Raw genomic sequence first — 19,330 nt, 5'->3', positions numbered from 1 at the left:
CTGGCCCGCACCAGCCCAGACTCAGAGCTTCTCGAATTTCGCGAAGCCAACCATGAGGCGCTTGGTGGCGGCGACGCCGTCGAGAATGAACTCGACATGCACCACCGGGGCGCGCCCGCGCGTCTCCAGGCCCGTAACTGTGCCCTCACCGTAGGTCTCGTGCCGCACGCGGTCCCCTACCCGGAACTGCTGCGCGCCTGCCTGGCCCTCGCCTGCCGACGGCGTCGCGGAGCTGCTGGTTGCGGTGGCCGGGGCAGCAGAGCCATCCAAGCGCATCGCCTTGCCTCGGGCCTCCAGACGCTTGGCACGGCGCGCCTCAGCCCGATCCTTGGCGGTCTCCAAGCGCCCGAGTTTGCCGGTGCGCGAGCCTCCGCCGATAGGCGGCGCAAAATCGTCATCCTCACTGTAACCAGAGCCGCCCGCACGTCGGCCAGAGCTGCTGCGGCCCGCACCGAAGCCACCGTCGCCCCAGGAACTGCCCCAACCAGTGGAGTCGCCGCGCAGGGCATCAGTGGAGGAGGCCAGGCGCTTCCAATCCATGGTCTCAGCAGGAATGTCGTCCAGAAAGCGTGAAGCGGGCATAGCGCTGGCCGCCCCCCAGGCGGAGCGCACAGCCGCGCGCGTAACGTAGAGGCGCTCGCGGGCGCGGGTCAGGGCCACGTAGGCCAGGCGCCGTTCTTCCGCCAGCTCGGTCTCCTCCCCCAGGGAGCGGGAGTGTGGGAAGGTGCCGTCTTCCATGCCGGTTACAAAGACCACGGGGAACTCCAGGCCCTTAGCGGTGTGGACCGTCATCAGGGTGACCTGCCCAGCGTCGGCAGCTTGCTGTGCCGCCGCCGCTTCCGCCTCACTCATGGCAGCCAGATCGGCGGCATCCGGGAGTTGGTCGGAATCGGCCACCAGGCTGACGCGCTCCAGGAAGTCAGCCAGGGTGCCGTCGGGGTTGGCAGCCTGGAAGTCACTGGCCACAGAGTGCAGCTCAGCCAGGTTTTCCACGCGAGTGGCGTCCTGTGGGTCGTCGCTAGCGCGCAGCTCAGCTAGGTAGCCGGAGGCATCCAGGGCCGAGTCCAGCACTTCAGCTACGCCGTCGCCCGCTGCTATCTGGTGGCGCAGGGAAGTGAGCAGCTCATGGAAGGCGGTTACCTGGGTGCGGGCGCGGGTGGCTAGGCCTTCTACTGCGGGAGGTTCTGCCTCTCCAGCGGCCTCAGTCCCACTGTCAGCAGCTATCGGGCGGGGAGCCCCGGCGGCGTCAGCCACCGCCTGCCCGAAGGAGACGCCGTAGCGGGCGGCGTGCTCAGCCAAGGCGGACTCGGCCTTGTCACCCAGGCCCCGCTTGGGGACGTTGAGAATGCGGCGCAGGGAGACGTCGTCGTCGGGGTTGTCCACGGCGCGCAGGTAAGCGATGGCGTCCTTGACCTCACGGCGCTCGTAGAAGCGCGTGCCGCCCACCACCCTGTAGGGCTGGCCGGAACGCAGGAAGGCCTCCTCCAGGGCCCGGGATTGGGCGTTGGTGCGGTAGAAGACGGCGACGTCGCGCGGGCGAGTGCCCTCCATGTCAGCTAGGCGGTCGATTTCCGTGGAGATCCAGCGGGCCTCGTCGTATTCGGAGTCGGCCACGTAACCGGTGATGGGGGCACCTGCACCGGAGTCGGTGAACAGGCGCTTGGGACGACGCCCGGTGTTGCGGGCGATTACGGAGTTGGCGGCGTCCAGAATGTTCTGAGTGGAGCGGTAGTTCTGTTCCAACAGGATGGTGCGGACACTGGGGTAGTCCTGCTCGAACTCCTCAATATTGCGGATGGTGGCGCCCCGGAAGGCGTAGATGGACTGGTCCGAGTCGCCCACTACGGTGAGTTCCCCCGGGGGCAGGGCGCTGCCTGCGCCGGAGGTACCGGGCCCGCCGACGAGTTCACGCACCAACACGTACTGGGCGTGGTTGGTGTCCTGGTACTCGTCCACCAGGATGTGGCGGAAGCGACGTCGGTACAGCTCGGCGACGGCGGGGCGGGATTGGAGGAGCTGGACTGTGCGCATGATGATGTCGTCAAAGTCCAGGGCATTGGCGGCCCCCAGCCGCTGCTGGTAGGCGCGGTAGACCTCCACCAGGTGCCGTTCAAAGGGGTTGGAGGTGATGGCCCGCTCCGCGAAGCTGCCTGGGGCGATCAGCTCATTCTTCAGGTCGGAGATACGGTGGGCGAAGGCCTTGGGGGTGAAGCGCTTAGGGTCAATTCCTAGTTCTTTAACCACCAGGGTGATGAGGCGCTGGGAGTCGGCGGCATCGTAGATGGAGAAGGTGGAGCGCAGGCTAGCGGCCTCGTGTTCGCGGCGCAGGATCCGCACGCAGGCGGAGTGGAAGGTGGAGACCCACATGTGCTGTCCGGGCGGGCCCACCAGGGCGGTGACCCGCTCGCGCATTTCTGCGGCGGCTTTGTTGGTGAAGGTGATGGCTAGGACCTCGCCTGCGCGAGCCCGACCAGTGGCCAGCAGGTAGGCGATGCGATGAGTCAGCACGCGGGTCTTGCCGGAACCCGCTCCCGCGATGATCAGCAGGGGCGCGCCTGCGTGATTGACGGCGGCGGCCTGCTGGGGGTTCAGTCCGTGGGTTAGCTCGGCGGGGTCGGAGACCTTGAGATTTGCCTCGCGGCCCCAGCGGGCTAGGGATGTGCCCGCGATGAGCGGTGCGTCTGGGGCGGCGGGAGGGGTGTGCTCGGAACTGCGTTGGCCGGGCATGGGCAGGGCGCCGAAGAGGGAGTTAGTCGCGTTCATACTGGAGCCAACCCTAGGACAGTCCGCAGCGCTTCACGACGCTGCCTGGCAGGCGAGGCGAGTTCGAGGGCAGTGCAGGCGTGAGCTACCGAAATGAGCTACCGAAACTTACGGTTGAGGCCCGCCACACTGTTGCATCCCATTGTGGGATGCAATTGGGTAGACTCACGAATATGAGCACTCAGATCGCCGTTCGCCTGCCGGAGGACCTGGTCTCCTTCCTGGATGACCTTGTGGCCCGCGGTGAAGCCCCTAGCCGCGCCGTAGTAGTCAATCGGGCTTTGGAACGTGAGCGACGAGAGCGCACTGCAGCCGAGGATGCGCATATCCTCGCAAGTGTCGGCCCGCAGGACGATCTGGATGCTCTGGTCGAATGGACCGCTAGGACCGCTAGCCTTGAGGATTGAGCTGTGCGGGAGATAGTGCTGGCCAACTTGGACAAGACTCGCCCAGTCCTGGTTCTCACTCGTGAGCGTGCACGTGGCGCCATGACTAAGGTGACCGTCGCCCCGATTACCACCACGATCAAGGGCCTTAGCAGCGAACTTCCACTGGGGCTGCGCAACGGATTGGACCAGGACTGCGTCGCCTCGATGGACAACATCACGACGCTGCCCACAAGGTGCCTTGGACGCACCATTGGCTACCTCACGGCAGACCAGGAGCAAGTGCTCGCCCAGGCCCTGATCTTGGCTTTTGACCTAGACCTTCCCCTCGGAAACCACTTCTAGTGTGCGAACTGGCCGCGGCTACGGTGGCTGGGCGGATCTAGAACCTAACTAGCCCGGCCAGCGGAGCGCCGAGAGCCGCCAGTGGACGCTAGCTCACCTGAGCCCAAGGTCCTACTTATGTTATGCTCGTCACTGTCGGCAATGGTGCCTCACCCCTAGTTGGCGATGCGTTGATCGCCACAGCTGGCTGAGCACGACGTCGTCTCCTTGCCACCGCTTGATGCCGTGCCACAGAGAAGGGCAACACATGTCAGACGTGACTTACCAAGCCATCGCAATGATCATCTATCTGGTTGCGATGATTGCAATTGGGCTTTTTGCCTACAACCGCACCAGCAACCTAGACGACTACATGCTCGGTGGACGCGGCCTGGGCCCGGGCGTGGCCGCACTGTCGGCGGGCGCCTCGGATATGTCCGGCTGGCTCCTCATGGGCTTACCGGGCGCCCTCTATCTCAATGGGCTCATTGAGTCGTGGATTGCCATCGGTCTGACGGTCGGCGCCTGGCTCAACTGGAAGTACACGGCCCCCCGGCTGCGCGCCTACTCCCAGATCGCGGGCAATGCCATCACGGTGCCCTCGTTCCTGGGCACGCGGGTGCGCGACGCCTCAAATTTTGTGCGCATCACGGCGGGCATTGTCATCACGGTGTTCTTCACCTTCTATGTGTCCTCCGGAATGGTGGCTGGCGGCGTGTTTTTTGAGTCTTCCTTCGGCGTCGACTACAGGCTAGGCATGACGATCGTTGCTGCAATCACGGTCTTGTACACGCTGGTGGGTGGTTTCCTAGCGGTGTCTTGGACCGACGTCGTGCAGGGCTTGATGATGGTCACGGCGCTAATCATGGTGCCGATCGTCGCGATCGTGCACGTTGGTGGCATTGGGGAAATGACGAAGATCATCACCGAGATCAACCCCAATATCTTCTCCATGACAGGCGGCGCTAATACCCTGTCTTGGCCTGCAATCCTGAGCATTATCTCAGCCTTGGCTTGGGGCCTGGGTTACTTTGGTCAGCCGCACATCATTGTGCGTTTCATGGCTCTGCGCAGCGCCTCTGAAGCCAAGGCGGGCAGGCGGATCGGCATTGGCTGGATGATCCTGGCAGTGGTTGGCGCGGGCATGACCGCCATTGCGGGCGTGGCTATTTTCAAGCACGACACCAAGCAATTGCCGGATCCGGAGGGCGTGTTCATCGCTCTGGGTCAGCTCTTGTTCCACCCATTCATTGCGGGCTTCATGCTGGCGGCGATTCTAGCAGCCATCATGTCAACGATTTCCAGCCAATTGCTGGTGACTTCATCAGCTCTGGTGGAGGACATCTACCGGGCGGTCACTAAGAAGACCCTGGCGGACCGCGACGGCGTCTTGGCCGGTCGGGTAGCGGTGGCCTCGGTGTCCGTGGTGGCTGCAGCGCTGGCGTGGCAGCGTTCGGACACGATCTTGGGCCTGGTGGCCTTCGCTTGGGCGGGCTTTGGTGCTTCCTTCGGCCCTGTCGTCATTCTTGCCTTGTTCTGGCGCAAGCTGACGGCGCAGGGGGCAATTGCGGGGATGTTGGTGGGCGCGGTCACCGTAGCCGTGTGGGGCAATATCTCGGGTGGCCCTGCTGGCATCTTCGATTTGTATGAGATTCTGCCCGGCTTCATTTTCAATCTGATCGCCGCGGTGTTTGTGTCTAATATGACCCACACCGTGAATCCCGAGATTGAGCACGAATTCGACCAGACGGTGGCCCACACTAAGGGCCTGTGACCGCCCGCCCCAAGGGCCTATAAGCGTCAGGCCTGCGCTCTTCACAATCCTCAACCCAACCAGTTCTTTATTGATGGAGGCGGGGCTACCCTGTTTATCCCCACCCTCGTCATTGACTTCACCTAGCCCGGTTACGAGACGTACCAGAGGAAATACAATGAGCTCCGCATCAGCCAATCCGACCGACTTCGAGACCATCGTCGAGCGCGCAGTGAAAACAGCCCAAGGGTGGGCGACGTCGTCGACCAAGTACCCGATTGATCCAGCGGCAAAACTGCTGGCGAGGATTCTCGCAGACGAGGCAGGTCTGGACTACACGGTGTCCTTTGTTGACGGGGTGATCCGCCCAGAGGATTCACAGGTAGCAGCCCAGCACTTAGGCGAGATCGGGGACAAGAATCCGGCCTTCCTACCGTGGTACCTGCGCACGCCCGCCCTGGTGGGCGGCAAGGTCAGCCGCGTTCTGCCGAAGCTTTCCGTGCCAGTGGCGCGCAAGTTCTTTGCGCGCATCGTCGGCGACCTAGTGGTAGACGTTACTGATGCCAAGCTGGGGCCGGCGATCAAGCGACTCAAGTCCGAGGGCGCGCGCCTGAATATGAACCTGCTGGGCGAGGCGGTTCTGGGCGATGCTGAAGCGGGCAAACGCCTGGCGGCCACGCGCGAACTGTTGGAGCGCCCAGATGTGGACTACGTGTCGCTGAAGGTGTCGGCGGTGACTGGCCCACATAACCCGTGGGGCTATGAGCAGGTGGTTGAGCACGCGGTGTCACAACTGCTGCCGCTGTACCAGTATGCGGCGCGCTCGGGCGACAAGTTCATCAATTTGGATATGGAGGAGTACCGCGACCTCAACCTGACGATCGACGTCTTTAAGCAGATCTTGGATCGCCCAGAGTTGCTGAACCTGGAGGCGGGGATAGTCCTGCAGACCTACCTGCCAGACACTTTGGACGCCATGAAAGACCTGCAGGCGTGGTCGGCAGCCCGGCGGGCGCGGGGCGGTGCGGGGATCAAGGTCCGTGTGGTCAAGGGAGCAAACTTGGCCATGGAGCGGGTGGATGCGCTAATGCACGGTTGGGAGTTGACGACGTGGGAATCGCGCCAGGCCACGGATGCGAACTACCTGCGCCTGTTGGAGTGGTCTATGACGCCGGAGCGCATCGCGAATGTGCGCCTGGGGGTTGCGGGTCACAACCTGTTCACAGTGGCGGCTGCGTGGGAGCTCGCTAAGGAGCGCGGAGTGACCGGCGGGGTGGAAATCGAGATGCTGTCAGGCATGGCCACTCAGCAGGCCGCTGCGATCCGTGAGGATGTGGGCCGGCTGCTGCTGTACGTGCCGGTGGTGAACCCGGAGGAGTACGACGTCGCGATCGCTTATCTGGTGCGCCGTTTGGAAGAGAACGCGGCGGATGAAAACTTCATGTCCTCGATCTTTGATATTGGGTCTTCTGAGGAGTCTTTCGCTAAGGAGAAGGCGCGGTTCTTGGCTGCGATTGCGCAAATGCAGGCGGAAGGGACGGGCCGGTGTGGGCCAAACCGTAAGCAAAACCGTCTCACCGAATCGGTTTCCGAGATTTCTGCGCCGGTGCGATCTGCTGCGGGTGCGTGGAAGTTCGACAACACGCCAGATTCGGACCCGGCACTGCCAGCAAACCGCGAGTGGGCGCGCGCCATTGCGGCACGGGTGCCTTCATCCACCTTGGGTGTGGAGACGATTGAGGCAGCCGCTGTGCATTCTGCATCTGAATTGTCCGGGATTGTGGACGCGGTGGATGCGGCTGCAGCTAAGTGGGCGGCCTTGCCTGCTGCGCAGCGGGCGGAGATCTTGCACCGGGCTGGTGTGGAGATGGGACGGCGGCGCGCCGAACTGATCGAGGTGGCTGGCTCGGAGTTGGGCAAGGGCCTGGATCAAGCGGATGTTGAGGTCTCTGAGGCGATTGACTTTGCGCACTATTACGCGGAGCAGGCCCGGGCTTTGGAGGCTGTGGAGGGAGCCGTGTTTACGCCTTTGCGGGTCACGGTGGTGACGCCACCGTGGAATTTCCCGATTGCCATTCCTGCTGGCGGCGTGCTGGCCGCTTTGGCGGCAGGTTCGGGTGTGGTCTTTAAACCTGCAGGGGCGTCTAAGCGTTGTGGTGCGCTGGTGGCGGAGTGTTTGTGGGCAGCGGGGGTGCCGCGCGAGGTATTGGCTTTGGTGTCGATCGGTGAGCGGGAGCTTGGCAAGGAGTTGATCACGCATCCGAAGGTGGGCACCGTGGTGCTTACGGGTGGGGCGGAGACGGCGGAACTGTTCAGGTCTTGGGATCCGACTCTGCGGATTATGGCGGAGACCTCGGGGAAGAACTCGATTATCATCACGCCTTCAGCTGACCTGGACTTGGCGGTCAAGGATGTGGTGCAGTCTGCTTTTGGGCACGCTGGGCAGAAGTGTTCGGCTTGTTCCTATGTGATCCTGGTGGGGTCGGTGGGCTTGTCGAAGCGCGTGCATAACCAGTTGTTGGATGCGACGCGTTCTTTGCATGTGGCGTGGGCCGACGACCTGTCGGCGCAGGTAGGGCCCTTGTCGACGCCGCCGGGTGAAAAGCTGCTGGCGGGATTGACGAGCTTGGCGCAGGGTGAGCATTGGACTTTGGAGCCGCGCCGCCTGGATGACAGTGGCCGGTTGTGGAGCCCGGGTATTCGCGCGGGCGTGCAGGTGGGTTCGGAGTATCACCTGGTCGAGTACTTTGGGCCGATCCTGGGCATTATGCGGGTGGATACCTTGGAGGAGGCGATCCAGGCGCAGAACTTGACCGCTTATGGCCTAACTGCTGGCTTGCATTCCTTGGACGCCGATGAGATCAACTTGTGGCTGAACAGTGTTCAGGCGGGCAATGTGTATGTGAACCGTGGAATTACTGGCGCTATTGTGCGTCGTCAGCCTTTTGGTGGGTGGAAGCGTTCGGTGGTTGGCGAGGGTGCGAAGGCAGGCGGCCCGAACTATCTGTTTGGCTTTGGCTCATTTGCGCCCGCACCCTTACCTGATGAGTTTGGCGATGCGGGGGTGTCTAAGCCACAGCTCCGGGCACTGTTGAAGACGGGCGCCTCGGTGTTGCCTCCGGATGACTTGCGTGTTTTCACTGCTGCGGTTGCCTCAGATGAGAAAGCTTGTGCTGCAGAGTTTGATGTTCTGCATGATCCGAGTGGGGTGTCGGTTGAACGGAACTTGTTGCGTTATATCCCTACGCCGGTCACTATTCGGGCAGGAGTGGATGCCACGCTCGCAGACGTATTGCGCGTGATTTCGGCGGCTTTGGCTGTGGGCGAGTTTGAGGGGGTCGGTTCAGGTTCTGGATCCGACTCTGGCGAGTTCGGCGGTTTGGCGCGCGTGCTATCTGGTGGCGGTTGGGTGCCGCAGGAGCTTGACCTTTCTGTGGCGACGCCGCTGCCTGCGACAGTTCAGGCCTTGTTGGATGAGTATGGGGTTCTAACGACGGTTGAGTCTGCCTCCGAGTTTGCTGCGCGTCTGGTCAAGGAGGGCTGCGGTTTGGATGAGCGCGTGCGAGTCATTGGGGAGGACGGTGATGCTCTGCGCCGTGCCGTCAAGGGTTCGATTGATGTGGCTGTTTGGGACGGCCCGGTTACGAATGCTGGCCGCATCGAGATCCTGCCCTTCGTCCACGAGCAGGCCGTCTCTATCACCAACCACCGCTTCGGCAACAGGACTCCGCTGACGAAGGAGGTGCTGGCGAAGTGATCCGTTGCATCCCGCGTCCTTGGCGAAATCCATATGTTTCCCTGCCTCTCCAAGGCTCTCAAAGATGCTTGAGGGCCTCGCGGCGGCTTAGTGGTGACAGGCCTGGGTGCGTCTCCACAAAATTGCGCACCCAGTTGGGGCCCGTGCGGGCGTAGTCACGCAGCGCCCAGCCAATGGCCTTGCGGATAAAGAACTCACCATCGTCCTGGTTGACTTCAATGACTTCGGTCAACAGCTCCAGGTTCGTGCGTTCCTTATGCTGAAGCTGGCAAATGATCGAGCTGCGGCGCACCCACAAGTCGGCGTCGCGAGCCCAAAGGCGCATGGCTGAAGCTTGCTCCGGGTGCTCCAACAGCACCAGGCCAACCGCATGGCTGGTCTCGTCCACCAGGTCCCACCACTGGCCACTGCGCAGCAGATGCTCATACAGGCCCAAGGACTCCACCCGGCTGGCCTGCACCGCCGAGAGCCTGGAGCGAATCACCGCCAAGGCTGCGAAGCGCTCCTCACGGTAACCAGCCTGATCCCAAAGCTCACGCAGCGTCCCCTCCCAGCTGCTGGCGTCCTGCCACAGCGCCGGGTGTGCCTTGGCGGTGGTCTGCGCGATCTTGCGAGTCTCAGGCACACCCACCCCGTACATCGGCATCTCCGACTTGAGGTACTGGCGCTGCTGCACAGCCCGCTGCGGGTCACCAGCCGCCGCGAGCGCAGCACGCAGCTCCGCGAGAAAGGCGCCGCGCTCGTCGTCGCTAACGCTGGAGGTGACTGCTGCATTCATCTCTGACATGAGCCAACGCTAGCGGTGCTGTCACAGCCAAAGGAAGCAGCCGGAGGCAGACCGCCGCCCGCGTTGGCCGCGACCCGCGTCGGCCCCCAGAATCACCCTGGTGGCTAGCCCAGCGTTCTCGATGGCACGCAGGCGGTCGCCGGCCTCAGCGCCAGGCCTGCAGGTAGCGGTCTCGGCCCGTGAGATCCTGGCCGGTCCGCGCTTCTGTGAGCCCCGCGTCCATAGCCGCCTGCCGCAGGGCTGCTCCCTGCCCGGCGTCGTGCTCCATGACCAGTACCCCGCCGGGGCGCAACAAGCTTGCTGCCCGGGTCACCACCCCCACCGGCACGCTCAGTCCATCAGCTCCCCCACCGAACAGCGCCAGCGCCGGGTCGTGCTGCTGCGTCTCCACGTCTTCCAAAGCTCCGGCGGGCACATAAGGCGGGTTACTCACGACGACGTCCGCCGTGCCATCCAACTGAGCCAACGTGCCAGGCGCGGTGGCATCAGCCTGCAGGAACTCCACGCGGCCAGGCACCAAGTGTTCGCAATTGGTTCGTGCCAGTGCGAGGGCGACGGCGTCTAGCTCTACCGCCAGCACTCGGGCACTAGGCACCTCCGTAGCCAAGGCGGCAGCAATCGCCCCAGAGCCAGTGCATAGATCGACGGCAAGCGGCACCTGCCCCACCCTGGCAGCTAGCGCGCGGCGAGCAGCGTCAATGGCCACCCCAGCCACCACCTCAGTTTCCGGGCGAACGATGAACACCCCCGGACGGGCCTCCAATTCCAGCCCCCGGAACCACATACGCCCCGTCAGATGCTGCAAAGGCTCACGAGCCGCCCGCCGCTCAACTAGGTCCAAGAAACGGCCAGCCTGCTGCTCGCTAGCCCCCTCACACCTCACCAGAGAAGTGCCAACAACCAACTCAGCCAATACGCGCGCGTCATTTCCTGGCGAGCTGACTCCCGCCTCCCCCAAGATCTGGCTGGCCTCGCGGACCAAGCGGCGGAAGGCGTAGCGGTCAAGCGGCTGGGCTCGCAGGCCGTCCCAAAGCCGCGCGAGCGCCTGTGCCAACTCCAGTTGCAGCTCTTTAGCCCAACCGCTCCTTGGCTTATCCGCCACTACTGGTCTCCGACGGCGGCCATTCGCTCCGCCTCGTCCATGGCAATGGCTGAGGCGATCACTGGGCCAAGGTCGCCGTCAAGCACAGCGTCCAAGTTGTAGGCCTTGTAGCCGGTGCGGTGGTCGGCGATCCGGTTCTCAGGGAAGTTGTAGGTGCGGATGCGCTCGGAGCGGTCCACGGTGCGTACCTGGGAGCGGCGGGCGGCGCTAGCCTCAGCCTCGGCGGCGGCGGCGCGCTCAGCCAAGAGGCGGGCGCGAAGGACCCGCAGTGCCGCCTCCTTGTTCTGCAGTTGGGATTTCTCGTTTTGCATGGACACGACGATGCCGGTGGGCAGGTGGGTGATGCGCACGGCGGAATCAGTGGTGTTTACGGACTGGCCGCCCGGACCGGAGGAGCGGAAGACGTCAATACGCAGATCATTGGGGTCGATTTCCAACTCACCGGGGTCGTCCACCTCCGGCATTACCAACACTCCGGCGGCGGAGGTGTGGATACGGCCCTGACTCTCGGTGACGGGAACCCGCTGGACGCGGTGCACGCCCCCCTCATATTTCAGATGCGCCCACACGCCGTCCTGAGGCTCGGGCGCGGTGCGGGACTTGATGGCTAGGCGCAGGTCTTTGTAACCGCCCAGGTCGGAGTCGGTGGAGTCCATGACCTCCACGGCCCAGCCCTGCCGCTCGGCGTAGCGGGTGTACATGCGGGCCAGGTCGGCGGCAAAGAGTGCGGACTCCTCACCTCCCTCGCCGGCTTTGACTTCAATGATGACGTCGCGGGCATCGTCGGGGTCACGGGGGATGAGGACCTCACGCAGGTGCTCGGCGGCGGCAGCCTCAGCAGCCTCTAGGGCGGGCAGCTCGGCAGCAAAGTCAGGGTCCTCGGCGGCGAGTTCACGGGCGTCAGCGGCGTCGGCGGCGGCTTGAGCCCAGCTGCGGTGCGCGGCTACGACGCGGCCTAGCTCGGCGTAGCGGCGTCCCAGGCGGCGCAGGGCACCAGGGTCGGAGGCGACGGCGGGGTCGGCCATCTCGCGTTCGATTTGGGCGTGCTCGGCGAGCATCGGGGTGGCGGCGGCGAAGTCCTCGCTCATGCTCGTCTCCTGTGACCGGTGGATGCTGGTTGGTGGGAACGCGACGACGCCGACGGCGGTCCGGGGACCATCCGTCGGCGTCGGGCAGGATGCTTACTTACCGCGCTTGCCGTAGCGGGCCTCAAAGCGGGCCACGCGACCACCGGTGTCAAGAATCTTCTGCTTGCCGGTGTAGAAGGGGTGGCATTCGGAGCAGACGTCCACGCGAATCTCACCGGAGGTGGCCGTGGAGTTGGTCTCGAAAGTGTTGCCGCAGGTGCACGTGACCGTGGTGGCCACGTAATCGGGGTGAATCCCCTGCTTCATGGTGTCTCCTAGCTTCAGAGGGTCCCGGGTCCCACACGGGTCCGCGCAGGTGAACCGGATACCAACAGCAGAGGATATCGGCTCCACCTTCGGCCGACAACGGCCCCGCCCGCCCCAGCAGGTGAGTTCAGGCACCCCAAAAGCCAGCATGTAACCTCGGTCACATCACGCTCTCATTGCATCACACTAGAACCCACATTGTTATGGGACACATCAAGGACTACCTCAAAATTAACTACTGACTTACCGCCTCAGAGGTCCAGAGAGGCTCGTACACTCCACCCCTCGCAACGTCGTTCCGTAACGGCAGTAGGTAGCGAGCCCTAATCCCGCTGCCACAGGGAACTGTCCTACGGCGTCGTTTTAGGGCTGTTCCTGCGCGACTTCACCTTGGGGCAGGATAAGTTCAGCGACGCATCCGCGCCCTGGACCTGGCGAGCTAAGAATCAAGTCGCCTCCGTGCGCTCTGGCAATACCGCGGGCGATGGATAGCCCGATCCCCGTGCCCGATCCCTCCTGAGCCCGGTCCGCCGGTCCGCGCCAGAACCTCTCAAAAGCCCGGGACAGTTCCTCAGAGCGCAACCCCCGGCCCGTGTCCTCAACCCTGAGCACCGCTACCCGCGCAATCCCACCGGGCTTCGAGGGCCTGGATGCCCGATTTCCCTGCTTTCCGGTTCCTGTTAGGAGCCCTGAACGCTCCTCCACACTGACGCTCACGCTCACACGCCCTCCGCGCGGAGTGGCCCGCAAGGCATTAGACATGAGGTTGGCGACCACCTGGCCCACCCGGTCGGGATCAAGCTGTACCGGAGCCGCCACGGCTGCGCCGACCTCCAACTCAATCCCCTTCTCAGTGGCCCGGGAGCGAAAAGTCTCCGCCACCGTCAGGCCCACCTCAGACAGGTCGGCCTCCTCTAAACGCAGCGTCGCTGGCGCCTCATCCGAGCGAGACAGGGCCGAGAGGTCCTCGGTCAGGCGCTGCAGGCGCATGACCTGGTAATGCACTCCCGTCAGCTCGGCGTCATCGCGCTCAAGCACCCCATCGAGCATGCCCTCAATGTCTGCGCGGACCACGGAAATCGGAGTACGCATCTCATGGGCGACGTCGCGCAGCAACTCCACCCGCGCGGCCTCAGTCCGTCCCAGGCGTTCCCCGAGCTCATTGACCGCGGCGGCCAGATCAGCCAGCTCCTTCTCCCGAGGTGGCACCAGGCGCACCGACCAGTCGCCGTCGGCCATGGCCCGGGCGGTGGCGGCACTCGACTCCACGGAGCGGGACAGGCGCACAGCCAGCCACCACCCCAGGGTCACAGCGATCCCCAGGGCCAACACCGTGCCCAACAGCAGTGAGGTCGTGACGGTATCCAACAGTTGCTGGCGCGCCGAAGCCTTCTCCCCCGGCCCACGGCGGCCCGCGCCGGTGCCGTGCCCGTGGCGTGACAGGACAGCCGGAGCGACTAGGCGCACCGCCACGAAAGTCACGCAAGTAGCCACCACAGCTACCAGGGCGTGGCTAGTAATCAGACGAGAGCGCAGGCTCCTCAGCATGGCTCCTCCAGATAGCGGTAACCGACCCCACGGCTGGTGCCAATGAGCTCTGGCGCCGCGGCGTCATCATCCAGCGCCCGACGCAACGCCCGGATGTGCACGTCCACAACTCGCTCGTCCCCAACCGGGCCCCCAGACGGCGTCGAGCAGTTGGCGGCGCATCAGGACCCGGCCCGGGTTGGCGCAGAGATAGGTCAGCAGATCAAATTCCAGCGCAGTCAGAGACACCTTCAGGCCATCACGCTGCACCTCCCGCCGGTCGGTATCGATAACGACGTGGGGGAATCGCAGCGGCGCCTGCGTGGACGCCACACCCGGCGCACAGCGACGCAGCACGGCGCGCAGCCGAGCCACCACCTCTCGGGGGCTGAAAGGTTTGGACACATGGTCGTCTGCTCCGGCGCCCAACCCGACCAACAGGTCGATCTCCTCAGCCCGAGCGGTTACGAGCAAAATCGGCAGATCGGCGCGCGTTTGGCGGGCACGACGCATCACCTCTAGGCCGTCGACATCGGGCAGGCCAATGTCCAACAAAACGGCATCAAAGGATTTGGCGTGTAGCTCAGCGAGCGCCCCAGCTCCATCAGCGGACTCGATGACTTGGAAGCCATCGCGCTCAAGATAGGCCCGCAGGACCCGACGGATGCCGGACTCATCATCGACCACCAGCACTAAGGGCACGGTTCCTTCTCCTGCCAGCCGCCCCTTACAGCCCTAGTGTGTCCGGCAGCGACCGCGCATGGTGCTGGCTTCACACAGTCTTCACGGGAGCACCGCCCGGGGCCTCATATGGCAGCGATGTACTAGTCGTGTCCCCAAAGGACACAAGGAAGACGACGAAGACGACGCGTGAGAGGAGCACATCATGACAACGACGAAGGAACACACCCTGGGAGTCTCCCGGTTGCCTCGGTGGTCTACCTGGGCAATGACGGCAGCGGTGGCCATTGCGGTGGCAGCGGTACCGCTGCTTGCGACCGTCGATGCGAAGGCGCAAGAGACCACGAGTCCTGCAGTATCGGTGCAGACCGGCAACGGAACTTGCGACGGCACCTGCAATGGCACCGGCAAAGGCTACGGCCCGGGTGATGGCACCGGAAACCGCTGTGGCCGCGGGGATGGCACCGGCAACCGGGTTTGCGACGGCACCGGCGCTGGTCGCGGTGGCCGCCACGCACGTCACGGCCACTAATCGCCAGGCCCGCAAACCTGCCGAAACCGAGCTGCACGGCCCACACCGGTAGCACCAAGTGATCGCGCCCGCTTCCGCCTGAGTTCCAGGTGGAAGCGGGCGCGATCGGTGCAGCCCAGGGACGCTCAGTCGTCAGCGTCAGCCAGGGAGGTGCCTTGCGGCGTCGTCTTGGAGATGACCATGAGGAACTCCGCGTTGGAGTTAGTTTCCTTGAGTTTGCCAAGCACCAGTTCCAGGGCCTGCTGCTGCTCCAGCCCAGTGAACAAACGGCGTAGACGCCACATGATCTTGAGCTGAGCCGGGTCAATGAGGAACTCCTCGCGGCGGGTGGAGGAGGCGGCCACATCCACAGCTGGGAAGAGTCGCTTCTCAGCGAGCTGGCGGGACAGGCGCAACTCCATATTGCCGGTGCCCTTGAACTCCTCGAAGATCACCTCGTCCATCTTGGAGCCGGTCTCCACCAGCGCCGTGGCCAAAATGGTCAAGCTCCCGCCGTTCTCAATATTGCGGGCCGCCCCAAAGAATCGCTTAGGCGGATACAGTGCGGCGGCGTCCACACCACCGGAAAGAATGCGTCCGCTGACTGGGGCGGCCAGGTTGTAGGCCCGCCCCAGGCGCGTGATGGAGTCCAGCAGCACCACCACGTCCTGTCCCAATTCCACCAGGCGCTTGGCCCGTTCAATAGCCAACTCGGCCACGGTGGTGTGATCGGAGGCAGGGCGGTCAAAGGTGGAGGCGATGACCTCCCCCTTAACCGTGCGCTGCATATCCGTGACCTCCTCGGGGCGCTCATCCACGAGCACCACCATGAGGTGCACCTCCGGGTTGTTAATGGCGATGGCGTTGGCAATCTGCTGCAGCACGATCGTCTTACCGGCCTTAGGCGGAGAGACGATCAGACCACGCTGGCCCTTACCAATGGGCGAGACCAGGTCAATGATGCGCGGGGTCAAAGCCTTAGGGGTGGTCTCCAGGCGCAACTGCTCCTGGGGGTACAGGGGCGTGAGCTTGGTGAAGTCGGGGCGCCGCTTGGAGCGCTCAGGGTCCATGCCGTTGACGGTGTCCACCGAGGCCAGCGGGTTGTACTTGACGCGCTGGAAGGGGCGGTTGCGGCGACCCTGGCGTCCGGCATTGCGCTGCGGCTGATCGGACTCCCCACCCTCACGAACCCAGCCGGTGATGGCGTCACCAGGGCGCAGACCGTAGTTCTTGATCTGCTGCTGGCTGACGTACACGTCCTTGGGGCCGGGCAGGTAGCCGGAGGTGCGCAGGTAAGCGTGGTTGGAGTCGGAAGCGTCCAAAATGCCGGCCACAGGTAGGAGAACCTCGTCCTCCCGGGGGGCACGCTGGCCACCGTCCTGATTGTTCTGGTTGCCACCATTTTGGTTGTTGTTATGGCCGTTCTGGCCGTTTTGACGGTCCTCACGGCCACGACGACGACCCCGACGGCGTCGCCCAGAGCGACCATCCTCATCCCAGTCGTCCCGCTGCTGGTTCTGGCGAGACTCACTGTGCTCGACGACGGGGGTGCCGGTGACGTCAGCGAGGTCACGCATAAGCGCAGCCTTGGCATCCTGATGGTCGACGCCGCCCTCCTCAGCCGCCTCAATCTGGGCGCGGCGGCGGGAGCGGCGCGAACCCTCCTGACGACTCCCCTGGCCGTCCTCGCCCCGCTGGCGACGCTCACCGCGCTCATTCCATTCATTCCGCTCAAGGCGCTCGGAGTGGTCAGGGCGCTCACCGCGCTGGCGGCGCTCGGCCCTGGAGGCATCCTCCTCACTGACCTCCCGCTCGGCGCGGGGCTCCGGCAATTCCAGGAGGGGGGCGGCCGTGGGGGCACCGGCAGCGGCGGTCACGCGGCGACGCCGTCCGCGCCCTGCGGTAACAGCTTCAGCGGGCGCCTCAACGGCAGGCGCGGCATTAGCCGAAGGCTCAGCGATGGGCGTGGGCTCAGTCAGGGTGGGGGCCTCAACACTCGGGGCAGTCTCAGACTTGGGGGCACCACCGTGAGCGTTCTTGATGGCGGCCACTAGGTCGCTCTTGCGCATGCGGGAGGTGCCTTTAAGGCCCATGCTGGCGGCGAGTGCTTGGAGGTCAGCCAGGCGCATGGTGGTCAGTGAGGCGGTGTTGGCAGAGGTCTCGGTCACGAGGATCCTTACAGTGTGCTTCTAGTCCGGCAGGTCCGGTTGCATAGGGAGGGACCGTCCGGAAAGCTCACGGGAAAGGTCCTGCACAGCGGGATTGTGGGGCAATGCCACCGTTCCTAGGCTGATGCTGGCGCGAGTCACTGCGGACCCGACGTCGCGGTAACTCTAGCATCTTACCGGGGCTAAACGCATCCATAGGGCGGTAAATATGCTGCAGAGCCGGCCTGCTCTGCCACCAGGATCACATCCCACCCAGCAGCAGCGCCCCCACCACCGTGCCGCAGAGCACTGCCACAGCCAGGGTCAAGGGCACAAAGCGCAGCACAAAGCCTCTCCCCCAGGCCCCGTACTGCATGGCAATCAGCTTTAGGTCCACCATGGGGCCAACCACCAGGAACACCAACTGCGCCGTCAGGGAAACCCCGTTGAAGGCGGCCGCCACAAAGGCATCCGCCTCCGAGCACAGGCTCAAGAGCACCGCGAGCGCCGCCATAACCAAAATGGCTACCGCCGGATACTGCTGCAGGACCGTGAACCAGCTGCGCGGCACCACCACCTTGATGAGAGCTGCGACCATAGCGCCAGCAGCCAAGTAGCCACTGGCGTTCATGAAGTCATGGACGGCGCTAGCCCGGAAAGCCTCGGCCCGGCTGACTCCACCGTGTTCATGCGCCTCAGCCTGCCCCGCTGGCGCCTCGTGCCCAAGGGCCAGCCACACCCAACCGACCACCATCGCAGATAATAGTGAGGCGGCCAAGCGAGCCCACACCATGGTGGGGTTTCCGGTGTAGGCGACGGCGGTGGCCACCAGCACCACGGGGTTGACGGCGGGGCTGGCCAATAGGAAGGCGTAGGCGGCTGCTGGCGGCAGTCCGCGGCGGATGAGGGACTGGGCCACGGGCACGGAGGCGCATTCACAGCCGGGCAGGAGCAGGCCGCAGGTGGCAGCCGTGGGCACAGCCAGGGCGCCATTGGCGGGGGTCAGGCGTTTTAGGAGGCTCTGGGGTACCAGGGCGGAAATTAGTGCGGAGACCAGCACGCCTAGCAGCAGGAAGGGCAGGGCTTGCAGGGTGATGGCGATGGTGATGGCAGCCCAGGACTCGACGGCGCCGTGCAGGTCTAGCAGCTGCCCGCGCCAGCGCAGTGCCCCCATGCAGAGGGTTACCAGAGCTAGGGCGGCGGATGGTAGGTACCAGCGTCCAGAGGCGGCGCGCCTGGCGGCGGCAAGCTGCTCGGCGTCAACATCTGCTTTGGGGCCGGTGGCTGGCTCAGTGGCTGGCCTAGTAGCTGTCCCGATGGCTGGCGGAGTTTTCACAGGTAGGGGCTCTCCGGCTGGGGTACGGCAGTCAAGTGGGTGACCTGCAAGATGGGCACCTCAAACTCCGGGTTGGTCTGTACGAGTCCGGTCACCTCGTACCACTGGTCGGCTTGGAGTTCCTGGGACAGTCCTATCAAGGCGGCCTGGTAGGGGATGGCGTCAGCGGCGCAGCAGTAGATTTTGAAGCGGCCTAGCCGCCAGCCGCCGTCAGGGCCCGGGCTAGCAAAGCCCAGCAGCTTTACGGTGCGGCCTGCTAGCTGGGGTTTAGACCCTAGCGAGTAGCGGTCGGAGAGTTCATCCAGGCCAAGGGAGTTGACGGTGCCGGTGGGCAGGATTGGGAAGGCGACGGTTCCATCAGGGTTGGTGCCCAGGACTTTGGCGGCGCGCACCCGTGAACTCTGCTTGGCTGCGGTGTAGGCCGCGCCTCCGCCACCGCCCGCCACCGCCGTCGAGGACATCAGTGCTGCCCCCAGGGGGCTGGGGGCGCAGACCACTGCCAGGATCACAGGCACCAGCACTAGCCAGGAGCTGGGGCGCATGGGGGCGTGGGCTTTGAGGACTGTGGGTCGGTCCAGGTCCACCAGCGTCCACATGGCTAGCACGATGAGCACTAAGGCTGTCAGCAGTATGAAAGGTTGGAAATAGGGCTGTAGGTAGAAGTTGAGCCTGCGGGTGAGCACCAGCACTAGGGCCACTAGGCCCAGGACCAGCATGATCGTGGCGGCCACCATCTGCCGGTGGGCACTGCGGCGCAGGGACGACGCCGTCGGCACGGTGGGCGAGGCGGCTTGCTGCTCGCTCATGGCGTCCTTCCGGCTGGGCTGGGCCGCTGGGCGGCATTGGCGGGCGCCCGCGAGAG

14 protein-coding genes and 1 pseudogene are annotated in these 19,330 nt (G+C 64.4%); 5 read left to right on the top strand and 10 right to left on the bottom strand.

Features of this window, described 5'->3' with window-relative positions; all coding sequences use genetic code 11:
- Positions 1-21 precede the first annotated feature (21 nt).
- Entirely contained in the window at positions 22-2,763 is a 2,742-nt protein-coding gene (locus tag DR039_RS05285) for an ATP-dependent helicase (RefSeq protein WP_111836339.1), read from the bottom strand.
- Between the two features lie 173 nt (positions 2,764-2,936).
- On the opposite strand from DR039_RS05285, the gene DR039_RS05280 reads away from it, so the two are divergent.
- The 4 genes from DR039_RS05280 (at position 2,937) to DR039_RS05265 (ending at position 8,983) form a co-directional block, all read left to right on the top strand.
- Positions 2,937-3,170, top strand: a complete 234-nt coding sequence (locus tag DR039_RS05280; RefSeq protein WP_111836338.1) for a ribbon-helix-helix domain-containing protein — start codon at positions 2,937-2,939, stop codon at positions 3,168-3,170.
- 3 nt (positions 3,171-3,173) lie between these two features.
- Entirely contained in the window at positions 3,174-3,494 is a 321-nt protein-coding gene (locus tag DR039_RS05275) for a type II toxin-antitoxin system PemK/MazF family toxin (protein ID WP_111836337.1), read from the top strand.
- A gap of 247 nt (positions 3,495-3,741) precedes the next feature.
- Positions 3,742-5,247, top strand: coding sequence for a sodium/proline symporter PutP (gene putP, locus DR039_RS05270; protein WP_111836336.1), 1,506 nt, complete (start codon positions 3,742-3,744; stop codon positions 5,245-5,247).
- A 157-nt stretch (positions 5,248-5,404) separates the two neighbouring features.
- Positions 5,405-8,983 carry a proline dehydrogenase family protein gene (locus DR039_RS05265; protein WP_111836335.1) on the top strand — a complete coding sequence of 1,193 codons (3,579 nt, stop codon included), beginning with the start codon at positions 5,405-5,407 and terminating at the stop codon, positions 8,981-8,983.
- Positions 8,984-9,041: 58 nt separating this feature from the next.
- Here DR039_RS05265 and DR039_RS05260 read toward each other — a convergent pair whose 3' ends face one another.
- From DR039_RS05260 to DR039_RS05235, 6 genes and pseudogenes are all read right to left on the bottom strand, one after another.
- Complete coding sequence (locus tag DR039_RS05260) at positions 9,042-9,770, bottom strand: DNA alkylation repair protein (protein WP_229116820.1); 729 nt, start codon at positions 9,768-9,770, stop codon at positions 9,042-9,044.
- A gap of 145 nt (positions 9,771-9,915) precedes the next feature.
- Positions 9,916-10,824 (bottom strand): peptide chain release factor N(5)-glutamine methyltransferase, encoded by a 909-nt coding sequence (gene prmC, locus DR039_RS05255; protein ID WP_407641278.1) that lies wholly within the window; start codon positions 10,822-10,824, stop codon positions 9,916-9,918.
- Between the two features lie 47 nt (positions 10,825-10,871).
- Positions 10,872-11,960, bottom strand: coding sequence for a peptide chain release factor 1 (gene prfA / locus DR039_RS05250; RefSeq protein ID WP_111836334.1), 1,089 nt, complete (start codon positions 11,958-11,960; stop codon positions 10,872-10,874).
- A gap of 93 nt (positions 11,961-12,053) precedes the next feature.
- Entirely contained in the window at positions 12,054-12,266 is a 213-nt protein-coding gene (gene rpmE, locus DR039_RS05245; RefSeq protein WP_111836333.1) for a 50S ribosomal protein L31, read from the bottom strand.
- A gap of 363 nt (positions 12,267-12,629) precedes the next feature.
- The gene (locus DR039_RS05240) at positions 12,630-13,814 is read right to left on the bottom strand and encodes a sensor histidine kinase (RefSeq protein WP_111836332.1); all 1,185 of its coding nucleotides are present in this window, start codon (positions 13,812-13,814) and stop codon (positions 12,630-12,632) included.
- A pseudogene (locus tag DR039_RS05235) lies at positions 13,808-14,480 on the bottom strand (response regulator transcription factor). The gene DR039_RS05240 and the pseudogene DR039_RS05235 overlap by 7 nt, the downstream one beginning before the upstream one ends.
- 199 nt (positions 14,481-14,679) lie before the next feature.
- Here DR039_RS05235 and DR039_RS05230 point away from each other — a divergent pair.
- Positions 14,680-15,006, top strand: a complete 327-nt coding sequence (locus DR039_RS05230) for a hypothetical protein (protein ID WP_111836331.1) — start codon at positions 14,680-14,682, stop codon at positions 15,004-15,006.
- A gap of 125 nt (positions 15,007-15,131) precedes the next feature.
- On the opposite strand, the gene rho is transcribed toward DR039_RS05230, so the two are convergent.
- The 3 genes from rho to DR039_RS05215 form a co-directional block, all read right to left on the bottom strand.
- A complete protein-coding gene (rho, locus tag DR039_RS05225; protein WP_111836330.1) occupies positions 15,132-17,153 on the bottom strand; it encodes a transcription termination factor Rho in 2,022 nt (673 codons plus the stop codon).
- A gap of 241 nt (positions 17,154-17,394) precedes the next feature.
- On the bottom strand, positions 17,395-18,468 hold the full coding sequence (locus DR039_RS05220; RefSeq protein ID WP_197719054.1) for a permease: 1,074 nt from the start codon (positions 18,466-18,468) through the stop codon (positions 17,395-17,397).
- Positions 18,465-19,274, bottom strand: coding sequence for a TIGR03943 family putative permease subunit (locus tag DR039_RS05215; protein WP_111836329.1), 810 nt, complete (start codon positions 19,272-19,274; stop codon positions 18,465-18,467). The genes DR039_RS05220 and DR039_RS05215 overlap by 4 nt, the downstream gene beginning before the upstream one ends.
- Positions 19,275-19,330: the final 56 nt, after the last annotated feature.

Source organism: Actinomyces bovis, assembly GCF_900444995.1.
Taxonomy (GTDB): domain Bacteria; phylum Actinomycetota; class Actinomycetes; order Actinomycetales; family Actinomycetaceae; genus Actinomyces; species Actinomyces bovis.
Note: the sequence above shows the minus strand (reverse complement) of the source record. Positions and strands in the feature narration are given on the sequence as shown.